Raw genomic sequence first — 13,789 nt, 5'->3', positions numbered from 1 at the left:
CTGGAACACCGGCTGGCCGACCCAGCATGGCGGGACGTTCGGCGGCTGGCCCAGCGCACCGACCGTTCCCGCGAGTCCGCCGTCCGCCGCCGTCCCGAAGCCGATCGGGACGGCGGACGCAGACATCAACGGCTTGGACGCGGCCGTGCAACGGCGAGCCGTCAGAGAGATCAACGCGGCGATCGACGAGCAGATCAGCCAGGGCGCGAATCCCGACGACGCCGTCGAGATGATCGACGCCGCGGTCCGCACCTGGATCAACTCGGCGGCAGGGTCGGGAGACTTCGCCCTGACGCCCATGCTGCACCGGCAGCTCGCCGTCGCCGTCCACAATGAGCGCTACGGGCTCGGCCGCCTCCAGCCGCTGGTCGACGATCCCGAAGTCGAGAACATCGACGCCAACGGCTTCGACCAGGTGTGGGTCAGCTACTCCGACGGCCGCGTCGAGCAAGCGGCGCCGATCGCGGACAACGACGTGCATCTCATCGAGATGATCCGGCGCTGGTCGGCGTTCCTGGGGCAGAGCTCTCGCGAGTTCTCCAGCGCCAACCCCAAAGTCCGGCTGACCCTCCCCGACGGTTCTCGCATGACGGCCGTCATGGGCGTGACCCCTCGTCCCCACCTCGCCGTCCGCAAACACCGGATGGTCGACGTCACGCTGGACGACCTGGTCCAGAGCGGCACCATCGACCTGACGATGCGCGCGTTCCTGGGCGCGGCCGTCCGAGCCAAGAAGAACGTCATCGTGTCGGGCGGCATGGGCAGCGGCAAGACCACGATGCTCCGCGCGCTCGCCGCCGAGCTCCCCGTCGATGAGCGCATCGTCACCATCGAGTCGGAGTACGAACTCGGGCTCCACACGGTCCCGCACCGCCACTCGAACGTCGTCCCGATGGAGAGCCGGCCCGCGAACGCCGAAGGCTTCGGGGCCGTCAGCCTCGAAGAGCTGATCGAACTGGCCTTCCGGCTGAACGCCCGGCGGATCATCGTCGGCGAAGTCTTGGGCGCTGAGCTGCTGCCGATGTTGACGGCGATGAAGCACGGCGGGGAAGGCAGCCTCTGCACGCTGCACGCCAACGAGGCCGCCGAAGTCTTCAGCCGGATGCTGATCTTGGCCAACTCCGGGACGCCAACCGGCCTGTCCCGCCCGGAAACGCTCTACAGCCTCGTGGGTACCGCAGTGGACTTCGTCGTCCAGCTGGGCCATCGGACCGTGAGCGAGGGGGGCGAACGGGTCAACCAGCGATTCGTCACCGAGGTCCTCGAAGTGCTCCCACCCGGTGAAGGGACGGAACCGGCTCGCACCCAAGTGTTCGCTCCGGGCCCGGACGGACGGGCCGTCCCGCGCTTCATGCCTTCGTGCATCGACGATCTGGTGTCCGTCGGCGGGCTCGATGGGAGACTGCCCGCGCAACTGTGGGCGTACTCCACCACGCCGGACGGTGTGCGGTGAGCACCGCGTTGGCCGGTGCGCTGGCCGGCTGCTGCGTGATCGTCGGCTTGTTCATCGCCGTGGGCGGTGTCCGAGGCACGCTGGTCCTTCCGGCGAGAAGACGACGCGCCGGATCCCGGTGGCTCTCCGACCGCCGACTCCAAGGGCGGTTGGTGGCGGCCATCGTCGCTGGGCTGGCCGTCCTCCTCCTGGTCGGGTGGCCGGTCGCCGGTCTCGTGGCCGGGCTCGCGACGTACTTCCTTCCGGGGATGCTGTCCGGACGGACGGCCAAGGAGCGCATCGCCCGGCTCGCGGGAATCGAGACCTGGATCCGGCAGATCGGCGACGGTCTCTCGGGCAACGCGAGCCTGGAGGAAGCGCTGCTGTCCTCCGCCGAGCATCCCCCGCCCGTTCTCGCGGCCGAGGTTCGCGCGCTCGCCCGTCGCCTGCGCATGGGCGTTCCGGTCGCGGACGCGCTGCAAGCTTTCGCCGATGACGTCGACCACGAGGTCGGTGACATGGCCGTCGGTGCGCTGACTTTCGCCGCCGAGGCGCGCGGCGGCGGGCTGCGCCAGGTTCTGACCGACCTCGCGCGGACGGTGGCCCGCACCGTCGAGACGGAACAGCAGATCGACGCGGAGCGGGCCACGCACCGAGTCACCGCGCGCGGCGTCATCGTCGCGCTGTGCGCGTTCAGCGCGTTCGCCCTGCTCAACACCGACTACGTGGCGCCCTTCGGGAGCCCGTCCGGCCAGGTGATGCTCGGGTTCGTCGGCGCGCTGTGGGCCGTGGCGGTCCGCTGGATCCACAAGCTGGCCAACCCAGGACCCGGCTACCGGTTCCTGCGAGACGGGAGGCGGAAATGACCGGGATGCTGCTGGCCGGGTTGCTGGTCGGGCTCGGAGCGTACCTGATCATCCGGCAGACGCTGCCCGCTCAGCCGTCACTGGACGCGGCCCTGAAGCGCATATCGAGCCCGGAGTTGCCCGCACCCGAAGGAACCAACGATTGGCGAACCCGTGCTGCGCATCGGCTCGCCGCCCGGATCGACGGCAGCGCGCTGGACGTGCGGATTCCGCGCAAAGATCTGGCCATCCTCGATCGGACCGTCGAGTCGTACCTCGTCCAGAAAATCACGTTGGTCCTGGCCGGGCTGCTGTTCCCCTCGCTTCTCTGCCTCCTCGTGCAGGCGCCGCTGCCGGTCTCGGTGCTGGCGACGCTCGTGTTCACCGCGTACCTGTTCGTCATCCCTGACGCCGCCATCAAGAGCCAGGCCAAGGACGCCCGGCACGAGTTTCGGGTCGCGCTGACCTCTTACCTCGAACTGATCGGCCTGGCCTCATCAGCCGGGAAAGGGCCGACGGAAGCGCTCGAAGCTCCCGCCCAGATCGGACACGGCTGGGTGTTCGCGCGCTTGGCGTCCGTCCTGGACCCCGCTCGCCGGGGAACTCGCGACACCTGGAGCGAACTCGAACGGCTCGCCGACGAGATCGGCGTCCAGGAACTCGCCGACATCGCCGTGATCTCGCGCCGCGCCGGCGCTCAAGGAGCTCGCGTGCTCGACAGCATCCGCGCCAAGGCGGCCTCCCTCCGCGCTGACCAGCACGCCATCGCCCTCACCAAGGCCAAGAGCGCCACCGAGACCATGACTGTGCCGATGGTCCTCATCGTCATCGGCTTCATGATCCTCATCGGATTTCCCGCATTCAGCCGCATCGGCGGATGAACAGACCCATGAAAGGCCATCTCATGCGCATCTTCGTTCTCGCCGGTTGGGTGTCCGACCTGTTGCGTGCTCGGCGCGACGCGCTCCTCAACGGGGCCAACGACAAGGGCGGGCTGAGCCTTGAATGGCTGCTCGTCGTCGGCTTCCTGGTCGTCGCGGCCGGCGTCGTCGCGGTCGCCTACGGCGGCCGGATCCGCGAACTCCTCGCCAACCTCGGGGGCTAGCGGCGTGACCATCCGACGGCAGGATCCGGGGAGCAAAGGAACTCGGGCACGGGATCGGGGCGCGATGAGCCTCGAATTCCTGATCGTCTTCCCCTCCGTGCTCTTGGCCGTCCTGGTCGCGCTCAACGCGGGGCTGTGGTTCCACGCGAGGAACATCGCTCTGTCGGCTGCCGAAGAAGGCGTTCGGGTCGCCCGCACCCATGCGGAGCCGGGCGACGGTGTCCAAGCCGCGCGAAGGTTCGCGATCGAGTCGGGTGACGGCATCCTCATCCAGCCGAAGGCGACGCTCGGCGGGAACGCCGACACGGTCGAGATCACGGTGACCGGCGAGGCGGTCTCCCTCGTCCCCGGTCTGACCCTGTCCATCAGCCAGACCGCTCGCGCACCGCGCGAGCGCTTCACCGTTCCGGGCGCTCCATGAGCGGCCGGACGAAGAACTCCGACCGGGGGTCGATGGCGCTCGAAACCGTCATCCTCGCGCCGGTCACGCTGCTGGGCATCGTCCTCGTCGTCGCCTTCGGCCGGGCGACGATCGCCCACGGCGCGGTAGAAGCCGCTGCCCGCGACGCAGCACGGCAGGCGTCGCTCTCGCGCACCGTTGACGACGCCCAGAACTCCGCCCGCACCAGTGCCTTGGCCGCGTTGCGGCGCGGCGACCTCCGTTGCGCTCCCCAGGTCGACGTCAACGCCGACGGCCTGAACCGAGAACCGGGAGAACGCGCGGTCGTGACCGTCACCGTCGTCTGCACGGTCGACCTGGCCGACATCGCGCTTCCAGGCGTTCCCGGCTCGACAACCCTGCGAGCCACCTTCACCTCGCCCATCGACCCCTACCGGGCCTAGAACATGATCAACTTTCTGCGGTACCGAACGGCGCTCATGGCGGACAACGACCGGGGCGGTATCAGCCTCTTCGTGATCACCACCGCCATCGCGATCATCCTCGCGGCTGGCCTCGTCGCAGACGGCGGGCGCAAACTGCGCGCCGCCAGCGAAGCAACCGCCGTCGCCGAAGAAGCAGCACGAGCAGGCGCCGGCCAGCTCGACACCGATCAACTGCGGGCGAACGGTGCCTGGCGGGTCAGCGCCGACGACGCAATCGCCGCCGCCAACCACTACCTCACGAGCGGCGGATACACCGGGACCGCCGCTGTCGTGGACGACGGCCAAAGCGTCCGCGTCACGGTCACCATCACCAGACCCACCCTCATCATCCAGGCGATCGGGATCGACAACGTCACCGTCACCAAGACCGCCGAAGCCGACCTGGTCCACGGCGTGAACGGAGAAGGCCAATGACCTCCACATCCCAACGTCCCGCAAGGTCAGCCGGAATCATTCTCCGCGGCGCGCTCGCCCTGCTGCTCTTGGGGACGCTTCTCATAGGCATCCCGCTGGCATTGCTTCTCCTGGCCGGGTCTCCCGTGCCGGATCATGTACCGACAGTCGACGGGGTTGCCTCGGGCCTGACCAGCCGCGATGACGGTTCGTTGTTCATCGGCGCGGTCGAGATCATCACCTGGCTCGCCTGGGGCGCGTTCGCGTTGAGCTGCCTGACGGAGCTTGCTGCGTTCCTTCGAGGTCGGCAGGCCCCCTCTCTGCCCGCGTTGAACGGGACTCAGCGCCTTGCTGCGTATCTGATCGCCTCGATCGCGATGGCGTTCACCGCTGCTTCGGCTCAGGCGGCAACCGCTGCGACCTCCCCTGCGCACGCCGCAGAAAGGGCGCCGTCGACAGAGGCGCCCGCTCCACAGGCAGCTGACCAGAAGAACCACGATCTCCCGACGATCCATGTCGTGAGGCCGGGCGAAAGCCTTTGGGGGATCGCAGAGGAAGAGCTCGGTGACGGAGATCGCTACAAGGAAGTCTTCAACGCCAGCAGGGATATCAAGCAGCCGAGGGGCATACCCAAGCTGACGAACCCCCGCCTCATCCACCCCGGCGAAAGGCTCGCGATTCCACGAGACGAGCCGGTCAAAAAGAAGCCCGCACCCCACGGCGAGCACGGACAAAAAAAGACGAAATCTTCGGGGCACCAGAGCACGACGGACAGAGGCGAACACCCGGCAGACACACCCACGCCACACGCATCACCACCTGCGCCCACGCCCAACCCGCCAACAGATGCACCCACTCCACCAGCAGCCGCGCCCGCCTCTCCGGAGGTGAAGGCGGTCCCGGCAGAGCAAACCGATTCGACGGTTCCCGCCGCGATGCTCTACAGCGGCCTGGCGGCTTCCGGCCTCGTCGGGCTCCTTGCGATGAAGCGATTGATCCAGCAACGGCGACGCAAGCCCGGACAACGCATCCGGATGCCCGAGGCCATGAGCGACAGCGAATGGACCATCCGGACGAGCGAAACCCCAGACGTCGCCGAGCTCTTGGACCGGTCCCTGCGGACCCTGGGCAAGCACGTCTGCGAGGCCGGCGGCGCTCTTCCCCGGATTCGGGGGATCAAGCTTCACGACCGGGACATCGAACTCTTCCTCTCGGACGACATCCCCGCCGCGCTACCCACCTCGCCGTTTCAGAGCGCGGGCGAAGGGACACTGGTCCTGGATCCGGAACAGGTCCTGCCCGCCGACGAGCTCGGCGAAGGCCCGGCTCCCTATCCGACGCTGGTCACGCTAGGTTCGGCCGGAGACCGTTCCGCGGTGCTCGTCGACTTGGAGGTCGTCGGCACCATCGGCCTGGTCGGAAGCCCGGAGGACACCGTAGAGGTCCTGACCGCCGCGGCCGTCGAACTGGCAACGAGCCGGCTGGCCGATCACCTGGACATCCTCGTCGTCGGATTCGTGCCCGAACTGCCCGCCGTCCTCTCCAGCGGACGACTCAAGTACATGAGCACGGTTGCCGACGCGCTTGCCCACCTGGAGAACCACGCCCGCGACGTTGCGGAAAGCCTTGCCGACGCCGAGCTGAGCCAGGCCCGGCACGCACGCGCCACCGCCGTCGCGGAAGGAGCCTGGAACCCCGTGGTTCTACTTTCCGTGGTGGCCTTCGACAACGACCAGTTCGCCGCACTTCAAGCGCTGATCCCCGGTCAAGGCGCGCTGGGCGCCATGGTCCGCGTGCCCGGCGAAGGAACGGCCACCACCGCCGGACTCGTCCTTCCAGCGGCGTCCGGCGAGCTCGTCAACCTGCCTGGCGTCGCGCCGATCGCCCTGCACCGCGTCACCTCGCCGTCCTACGAGGAACTCCTCGACGACTTCACCGCCGCGAGCGACGTCGAAAGCATCCCCGACCCTCGGTGGCGCGACGTCCCACCCGAGCCGGACGACCACAGCGAACACCCCGAGACGCACGCCTCTCGACCTGCACTCGTCCTCCTCCCCGCACTGCAATCCTCGAAAGAGCCGGCCCTCCCTCAAAACTCGGCGACTTCGACCCCAGCCGAACCCGCAAAGACGCCAGAGACCAGCGAGCTCACCGAGTCCTCGCAGGAGAACGAGGCCACCGAGCCGTCGCAGGACGCCACGGCAACGCCGTACATCCGAGTGCTCGGCCGCATCGAAGTCCAGGGACGGGACGTCAACGACCTGGAGCCCGGCAAGCGGGGACTCCTGGTCGAACTGGCGGTATTCCTTCGCCTCGGCGAGAACCCCAGCGGCGAACAGCTCAGCCGTGCCCTGGGCGGAGCACGCGGCGCATGGTCGGCCTCGACGCGCGTATCCAACGTCTCCCGACTCCGCGCCTGGCTCGGGAAGGATTCCGATGGCAACAACTACGTGCCGACCCAACGCAACCGGCAGATCTACTCGATCGAGAACATCGGCTGCGACTGGACCGACTTCGAGAACCTGGCCACCCGGGGCCTACGCGCTCTCGCCAAGGGCAACGCTGAAGTCGGCGAACACGACCTGCAACGAGCTTTCGCCCTCGTCAAGGGACGGCCGTTCGCCTCGGCCGGACCGGACCGCTACGTCTGGGCCGAGCACATCAAGCAAGAGATGATCGCCGGAATCGTGGACGTCGCCCACGTCCTCGCACTCATAAACCTCGACGCCGGACGCTACGCCGCCGCCCGCACAGTCGTCACCAAGGGCCTCGACATCGAACCCGGATCCGAGCTGCTCTACCGAGACTGGTTCCGCGCCGAGCACCAAGCCGGCAACCGCCAGGGCCTCAACGACGCCGCCGAACGACTCCTCCGCAGCCTCCACGACCTCGGCCTCGAAATGGAACCCGAGACAGCAGAACTCCTCGACCGCTACCTAAACAATCCCTTCCAAGAACGCAAGTCTTCAAGACCCACAAGTCTGTAATCAAATATGCAAACAATGAGCACAGGTCCGCACTCTATGGAGTCCGCGATCCACAATTCTTTGCGCATCCACCCTTGGCAGCCAAAGAAAGTGCGACAGCTGCGGATCTGGCGCGAAGAGCACCGTGACCGCCTGGCCGATCTTCGCCGACCCGACCGATTTACCACGTACCGGCTCGGATTGGACCGCGGTCGCCGCCGCATCCCGGCTACGCTCTCGCCGTGGACCGCTACGCCTGGATACCCGAACACCAGCAGCATGCCGCCTACAGCCTCGCGCATGCCGACAACCTGATCGAACGCGCTGGCCGCCTCGTGCTCGAACACACTCGTAAAGGGACGGTGACCTTGGACGACGTCGTCTCCGGCACCACCGTCGCCCTGACGGTGACCGGGGTGGCTCCCCTCCCGCAGGCCGTGGCGCGGTTGACCTCGGACGCGCTCAACCAACTGCGGTCAACCCTGGAACATGTCCTGTACGCCGAGGTCGAGCACCGGGTCGAGGTACCGCTGACCAACGAGCAGGCTCGCAGCCTGGAGATACCCGCCACGCTGGCCGCCGACAAGCTCCGCGACTGGGCGACGAGGAAGCCAAGGAAGGAGATTGCGGTCCTACAGCCCGAGACGGATCTGTACCGGCGGATCGCTCATTTGCAGCCGTTCCAGCGCAGGGACTCCGACGCCCACCCGCTGAAGGTTCTGGCCGAGTACACTAACCACTCCAAGCACCGTGCGCCAGCGGTCGCGGCCGTCCAGGTCGGCGCCACGATTCCCGACCAACCCTCCGATGGATTTCAAGTTGTTGAGCCTCCCGGCCACCCCATCCAAGTCGGCGATATTTTGGCTAGAGGTCCGGTCGGCCGCATCTCCACAGGGAGTCTGTTTCCTAAAGTTTCGATCTTGCGTCCCCATTCTCGTACGTGGCACATCCTGATCCACGAACTGCGCGACCTTGAATCCTGGGTTCGCCGGATCGCCCTGCCCATGCTGATCACCGGCACAACCGAGGTCGATCCGCTGCCGCCCCACTTGGACATCACAGTCGGCCATGCCGATTTCGGCACTGCGCTCGCGGCAGCGGACCCTGTTCCCGCCGCAGACCGCCTCGACGAAATCCTTAAAGCTGGGATCGCCCGCGAGGCGCTCCCTGACCTCCTGCGCACGCACCCCGACGGCGCACAGCACGGCCAGGCTCTCAGCGCATGGGCCGCCTCACTGAGCGACGACGAAGCCGTTCAGAAACTCGAACGTTTGAAAAACTGCGACCCACGCACCCTCAACACCGTCGTCCGTACCATGATCGATGAGGCGCTGAAAGTCTGATCGGCTGGCGCGCAGGGTGCCTGCCATGTTCGAACATTGGCGCCCCGTAAGGGCTACCCGTCCCCGGCACCGGTTCACCAGACGGCAGTCGGAAAATCGCCGTCCGACCGATGGCCTCGCCGCTACGGTGCCGGACGTGGATCCCATCGCCGTCACCGGCCTCAGCGCATCTTTCATCAGCACCGGCATCAGCATCTTGGCCTGGAGGGCGGCGCACCGCTCGTCGACGGCTGACCAGGCGACGAGCCGGATCGAAGCGGACCGTCGGCACGGCGAACTGACTCCGCGCTTCACCGTCGTCGCACGGCCGGGCAACCTAGACCATGTCGATCTGTGGGTCGAGCTGTCCGGGCCGGTCGAGCTAGGCGGTCTTGACGGCATCACCATCAGCGTTCGCGACGACATTCCCGGGCGCACGCCGGTATCCCCAGCCGGACCGACCGCCGAAGAGATCGCGGCACAGGTCTGGGCAACCCACCAGTTCGTCCACGGTGGAGACGGCGCCGATGAGCACGGCCGCAGCGTCAATTGCGGCCCCCTTCGAGTCGGCCAGCGCCGCCAGTTCGTCCTGAAGCCCACTCGGCCGGCCCACTGGATGTCCGAGTCCGTGTCCGCCGAATCATGGCAGGCCGAGCGCGCAGAGCATCCTTTCGTGCTTGAGTTGGTCTGCCGCAAGGAAGGCTCGCCGGACTGGACCGTGCCGATCAAGGTGGAGCTGCCATAGGCGATGGACGGCACCTAATTTTGGCGACGACTGACGGTGGCTACGGTCCGGCGATGGCGGCGGCATTGTAGTGCGCGCGGGCCTCGGCCTGGAGGATCTCACGGTCGCGGGGGTGCTGGTCGGCAAGCTCGTCGCGTGCGTCAGCGACGCAAAGCAGTCCGCTGCGATCTGCTGGCGGGTGATGCCGATCACGGGCCGTCAGTGAACCTTTCTCAGACGGCGTGCGGGGCGCGTTCGCGGAGAGGTGGTGATCGAATTCGTCGCACAGGCGGGTCTAGCGTTCGTTGCTTGGTCAGATCTCCGCCCCAGGCTGCCACACCATGGAAACCTGGGCAGGACGAGCCCCCGGACTTCCTCCAGTTCCACTTGAAAAACCGTTGGCCGTGCTCAGCCAATGCTCTTGCAATTCGATGAGTCGGCCATGCGTGGCTTCGGCCTGTTCAATCACGTGGAGGGCTTGCCCACGGGCGCGGTCGGCTTCGTTGATGGTCTCCATAAGCCTGACGATCTGGCGTAGCAGCCCGATCTGGCCGCCGCTCCTTCCAGCTCCAGCTGATGCAGTGCTGATGACCACGGCGACACCCCGTAGATCGAAGCGCTCGTCCTTCCGGCGGCTCTGGCGGCCGATGCCGTGCCCGTGACCTGGATGGGAAAGGACATCGGCGTCTGCTTGGGCGAACTGCGCCGAACGGGCAAGCACGTCGGCAGCGCGGGCAAGCGTACGCGGCCGGTTGCGTTCCACCTGGACGGACCACATCGACAGCACACCGGCCGCCTCGCGCGCTGCAAGCGCCCACAATGCGGGCTGATCTACCGGAACCGTGATCAGCAGGGCGCGGACCTCGGAGAGCACGGCAACGGTCTGTCTCCACGTCCCGGCGTTGTAGCCCCCGGTAGGAAGGACCTTGCCTGGGCTAGCGCCGGCCCACGCCGCACGAGTTTCGGGGTTCTGCTCGGGCTTCTGCTCGGGCCAATGGTCTTGGCGGAGTCGAATGAGGGTGAGTTCGCGGTGGAGCCGACCGCCGCCGAACCAGATCGTCTTCTGGCCGGGTTTCGGCCTGAACGCGACGGAGTAGCCGACCACCTGGTTCCGTCCACCTACGGCATACCGGGGACGCACGAGGATGCCGAGCTCCCGCAGACTCCGAACGAACTCGGCTTCGTCCCGGGCAACCGCGAGAGCCGCCCGGACGTAGCGCGCGAGCTGGATCTGGTCCGGTTCGGCCTTGCCTTCCCTGCGAGAATGTTCGATCTGCGCCCGGGACACATCGGGCTTGCCCACGCTGGCGCGGTTCTTGCCCAACCTGCCCCCGACCTTGCCCAGCCCATAGCGCTCGGTGTTCTCGACCTCGGCGCACAGCTCGGAGAGCTTGCGCAGCTCATGGGGCCGGCGCGCGGTGCTGCCGTCTTCGCGGACGAGGTTGACGACCAGGTGGACGTGTTCATTGCCCCGCACCGATTGGCCGTGGTGGACCGCCAGCCACCGGCACGGGGCCTGGTCTCCGTAGTCGAAGCCCATCTTCTTCATCGTTGCCCGGGCGATCTCGGCCCACGCCGCATCGCTCAGACGCCGCGCCAGCGTCGATTCCTCAGGGCGAAGGGACAGCGTGCAATGCCAGATATGGCCCTGCGGCAAAGTGATCCCCATCGCCCGGCGATGTGTGTCCAGCGACAGGCCCAGCGCCTTGATCTCTGCGCTCTGGGTCAGATGGTGCAGGCGAGCCCCGTCCGGAACCTCCAACGTCTCCGACGCGGCGATCACCCTCTGGTTGGTGTGCTCAATGAACCGGCCCGGCCCGAACAGGTACACCACCAGCCCGACCGGCTTCTTACCGAAGACTCGCCTGCCGCCCCGCTTCTTAATGTCGACGTTCGCGATCACGACGGCGCCAACTCCGACGCTGCTCGCTCCAGACGGTCTAGGACGCGCTCTACCGCCTCCAGGGTCGCGGGGAGCTGATCGGGGACCTCTCCGGTCGCGTGGGCGATCCTCGCCAGCTGGTTGAGGTTATTCCCCATCGCAGCGACGAGCCGGCGCGTCCCCAGCAGCTCGATCACGATCGCCCGACGTTCGGTCGCGGTCCTCGCGCTACCCGCCAGAGCCGCCTCAACCAGCAGCCGGGAAATGCTCACCCCGGAAGCGTCGGCTCTCCGAGACACCTTCGCCCGCTGTTCATCGGTGAGCCGGACCTTCAGCTCATGCTTTCGGCCACCCGGCTGCTTCGCTAGTCGCTTCTCTGCCACCCCTGGCCTCTTCCCTGTGACCAACCTGTGTCGCAGAAAAGAAGAGCTCACAGCCCACGGCTGTGACAGAGCCAGCGCAGCGACCCCGAAGGGGACCCAGGGCCGCCCACGGCCGTCCGCAATACAGGGCCCTGTATTGCACATCTTGCTCCTGCAAGGCAAGCCACGTCGCATAGCCTCCGCCGCGAGCGATCAGAGCATGATCGAAATGCGTTCACCAGCGGAACCGTGGAAGCACGCGATCGAGTCCAGCGAACCCGCCTGAAAGAGCGTGTCGGTCGCCTCGTCGACGTTCCTCCCGTTCCTGCGTCATGAAGGAGCGCCGACTGCTAAGAACCGTCCTCTTCAGGAACGACGCGGCTTACGTTCGGCCACACGTGCAGCGATGGTTCAGATGGCTCCTTAGTTGAGTGCCTGTCCCTCGGCGACTCTGACCGGGAGCGTGGCGGACCGCGCGATGTCGGGCAGGGGCGTTGGTGTGGTGGGGTTGGCGCTGCTGGTCCACGTCGCTTGCCAGACGACCGTGACGGTCATCGAGAACGCCGAGTTCGGCTGGTGGGCCGATGACCGAAGGTAGCGATGCGTGCAGGGTCGGCCGCCGACGTCGCGGGCGCTCCACGGCACGCCCGGTCCTTGGCAGCTTTCCTCTCCGCCGTCTCCCGGACGCAGGACAAGCCGGACCGGCTTCGCGGTGACCTGCGCCCACACCGGGCCCGCGGTAGCCCGCTTGGTGATCGGTTTCCAGGTCGCCGCGTCCACCCACACCCAGACCGCAACTCCGACCGCCGAGTCGGCCCCGCGTGGGGGTGCGGTCTCGGGGCGTGGGAACGGCGGGTTCAACACCTTCAGCGCGCGTTGCAGCAACTGCGCAGGAGTGGGCCTGCCGACGGTGCAGGCCGGCGGGAGCGGCTCGCCGCGGTTGGCGAGTTCGGAGCAGAGCTTGTTGAGAGCTTCCCGGTCCCCAGGGTCACTGTGTGGTTTTCCGGAGTCCTGCGGGTTGCCCGGACGCTTGCCCGGAGACTCCACAGGGCATTTGTACTCGGGTACACCGTCGGGGTTCGTGCTCCAGTAGCACCCTGTCCTCGCTGTCCCTGCTGTCCCCGCGGTGCCGGTACCGATCACCGTCAGCGCTCCGATTGCCGCTATCGAAAGCGCCCTGCCGATCACGCCCACGGTCAGCATTTCTTCTTCGACTCGGCGAAGTCCAGAGCGAACCACCGGCCATCGGGCGTGCGCACGAAGGTCATGGTCACGCTACGGCGGGCGCTTCCCCGGCTGCCCTTGACGACCTTGCCGGTCCGGCTGTCCCTGATCACGACGCCGCTCGCGTCCTGGCAGTCGGCAACGTAAGCGCGGCTGTCCTTGCCGTTGCCCGCGACCTTAACGCTCGTGATGTGTGGAATGAAGCGGCCCTCGATCACCTGATGCTTCTGGCGGCGCAGCTCGGCGTAACCGACCTGATAGGTCAGGAAGGGGTCCGCCAGATACCTCGCCAGGAAGTTCCGCAGCGACCGCCTGTCCGGCTGGGCCCGTGACTCCACCATCACCTCCCAGTACCGGACGTAGGCCGCGCGCACCGAGTCCTCGGCCGAAAGCGACGTCGAGGGCACCGTGGACGCTGAGGTCGAACCCGTCGAAGCCGGTGACGGCAACGTCACCGGCTTGGAGCGATCCACGCCGTGGCCGCATCCCGCAGCCAGCAGCAGCAGGGCCACCCCGGCAGGCAACCGCCAACGGTCTCGCCACCGCGCGTCCCCGATCGGCATAGCTCACCCCACGGCTAGATGATCACTTAGAGTGATGCGAATCCCGACAATCAATATCATATGGTCGAGATCAGGGCGGGTTGCTG

13 protein-coding genes are annotated in these 13,789 nt (G+C 67.2%); 10 read left to right on the top strand and 3 right to left on the bottom strand.

Annotated elements, in window-relative coordinates; genetic code table 11:
* The first annotated feature begins 133 nt into the window (after positions 1-133).
* The 10 genes from GQ466_RS16470 to GQ466_RS16425 all read left to right on the top strand — a co-directional run bounded on the left by GQ466_RS16470 (position 134) and on the right by GQ466_RS16425 (position 9,693).
* The gene (locus tag GQ466_RS16470; protein ID WP_161103698.1) at positions 134-1,453 is read left to right on the top strand and encodes a TadA family conjugal transfer-associated ATPase; all 1,320 of its coding nucleotides are present in this window, start codon (positions 134-136) and stop codon (positions 1,451-1,453) included.
* A gap of 152 nt (positions 1,454-1,605) precedes the next feature.
* The gene (locus GQ466_RS16465) at positions 1,606-2,298 is read left to right on the top strand and encodes a type II secretion system F family protein (protein WP_161103697.1); all 693 of its coding nucleotides are present in this window, start codon (positions 1,606-1,608) and stop codon (positions 2,296-2,298) included.
* The gene (locus GQ466_RS16460) at positions 2,295-3,158 is read left to right on the top strand and encodes a type II secretion system F family protein (protein WP_161103696.1); all 864 of its coding nucleotides are present in this window, start codon (positions 2,295-2,297) and stop codon (positions 3,156-3,158) included. Before GQ466_RS16465 ends, GQ466_RS16460 begins: the two co-directional genes overlap by 4 nt.
* A gap of 8 nt (positions 3,159-3,166) precedes the next feature.
* Positions 3,167-3,382, top strand: coding sequence for a hypothetical protein (locus tag GQ466_RS16455; protein ID WP_161103695.1), 216 nt, complete (start codon positions 3,167-3,169; stop codon positions 3,380-3,382).
* A gap of 64 nt (positions 3,383-3,446) precedes the next feature.
* On the top strand, positions 3,447-3,803 hold the full coding sequence (locus tag GQ466_RS16450) for a TadE/TadG family type IV pilus assembly protein (RefSeq protein ID WP_161103694.1): 357 nt from the start codon (positions 3,447-3,449) through the stop codon (positions 3,801-3,803).
* Positions 3,804-3,835: 32 nt separating this feature from the next.
* The gene (locus tag GQ466_RS16445) at positions 3,836-4,225 is read left to right on the top strand and encodes a TadE/TadG family type IV pilus assembly protein (protein ID WP_202420467.1); all 390 of its coding nucleotides are present in this window, start codon (positions 3,836-3,838) and stop codon (positions 4,223-4,225) included.
* Between the two features lie 3 nt (positions 4,226-4,228).
* A complete protein-coding gene (locus GQ466_RS16440) occupies positions 4,229-4,681 on the top strand; it encodes a pilus assembly protein TadG-related protein (protein ID WP_161103692.1) in 453 nt (150 codons plus the stop codon).
* Positions 4,678-7,647: a BTAD domain-containing putative transcriptional regulator gene (locus GQ466_RS16435; RefSeq protein WP_161103691.1), complete on the top strand. Its 2,970-nt coding sequence runs from the start codon at positions 4,678-4,680 to the stop codon at positions 7,645-7,647. The genes GQ466_RS16440 and GQ466_RS16435 overlap by 4 nt, the downstream gene beginning before the upstream one ends.
* A 221-nt stretch (positions 7,648-7,868) precedes the next feature.
* Positions 7,869-8,969, top strand: a complete 1,101-nt coding sequence (locus tag GQ466_RS16430) for a hypothetical protein (RefSeq protein ID WP_161103690.1) — start codon at positions 7,869-7,871, stop codon at positions 8,967-8,969.
* A gap of 136 nt (positions 8,970-9,105) precedes the next feature.
* Complete coding sequence (locus GQ466_RS16425; protein WP_161103689.1) at positions 9,106-9,693, top strand: hypothetical protein; 588 nt, start codon at positions 9,106-9,108, stop codon at positions 9,691-9,693.
* A gap of 292 nt (positions 9,694-9,985) precedes the next feature.
* Here GQ466_RS16425 and GQ466_RS16420 read toward each other — a convergent pair whose 3' ends face one another.
* The 3 genes from GQ466_RS16420 to GQ466_RS16410 form a co-directional block, all read right to left on the bottom strand.
* Positions 9,986-11,575 carry a relaxase/mobilization nuclease domain-containing protein gene (locus GQ466_RS16420; RefSeq protein ID WP_161103688.1) on the bottom strand — a complete coding sequence of 530 codons (1,590 nt, stop codon included), beginning with the start codon at positions 11,573-11,575 and terminating at the stop codon, positions 9,986-9,988.
* Positions 11,572-11,937, bottom strand: a complete 366-nt coding sequence (locus tag GQ466_RS32810; protein ID WP_161103687.1) for a plasmid mobilization protein — start codon at positions 11,935-11,937, stop codon at positions 11,572-11,574. Before GQ466_RS32810 ends, GQ466_RS16420 begins: the two co-directional genes overlap by 4 nt.
* A 1,175-nt stretch (positions 11,938-13,112) precedes the next feature.
* Entirely contained in the window at positions 13,113-13,652 is a 540-nt protein-coding gene (locus GQ466_RS16410; protein ID WP_161103686.1) for a Tim44 domain-containing protein, read from the bottom strand.
* Positions 13,653-13,789: the final 137 nt, after the last annotated feature.

Source organism: Actinomadura rayongensis, from assembly GCF_009831215.1.
GTDB lineage: Bacteria > Actinomycetota > Actinomycetes > Streptosporangiales > Streptosporangiaceae > Spirillospora > Spirillospora rayongensis.
The sequence above is the reverse complement of the archived record's forward strand: the minus strand, read 5'-3'. Positions and strand labels throughout refer to the sequence as shown.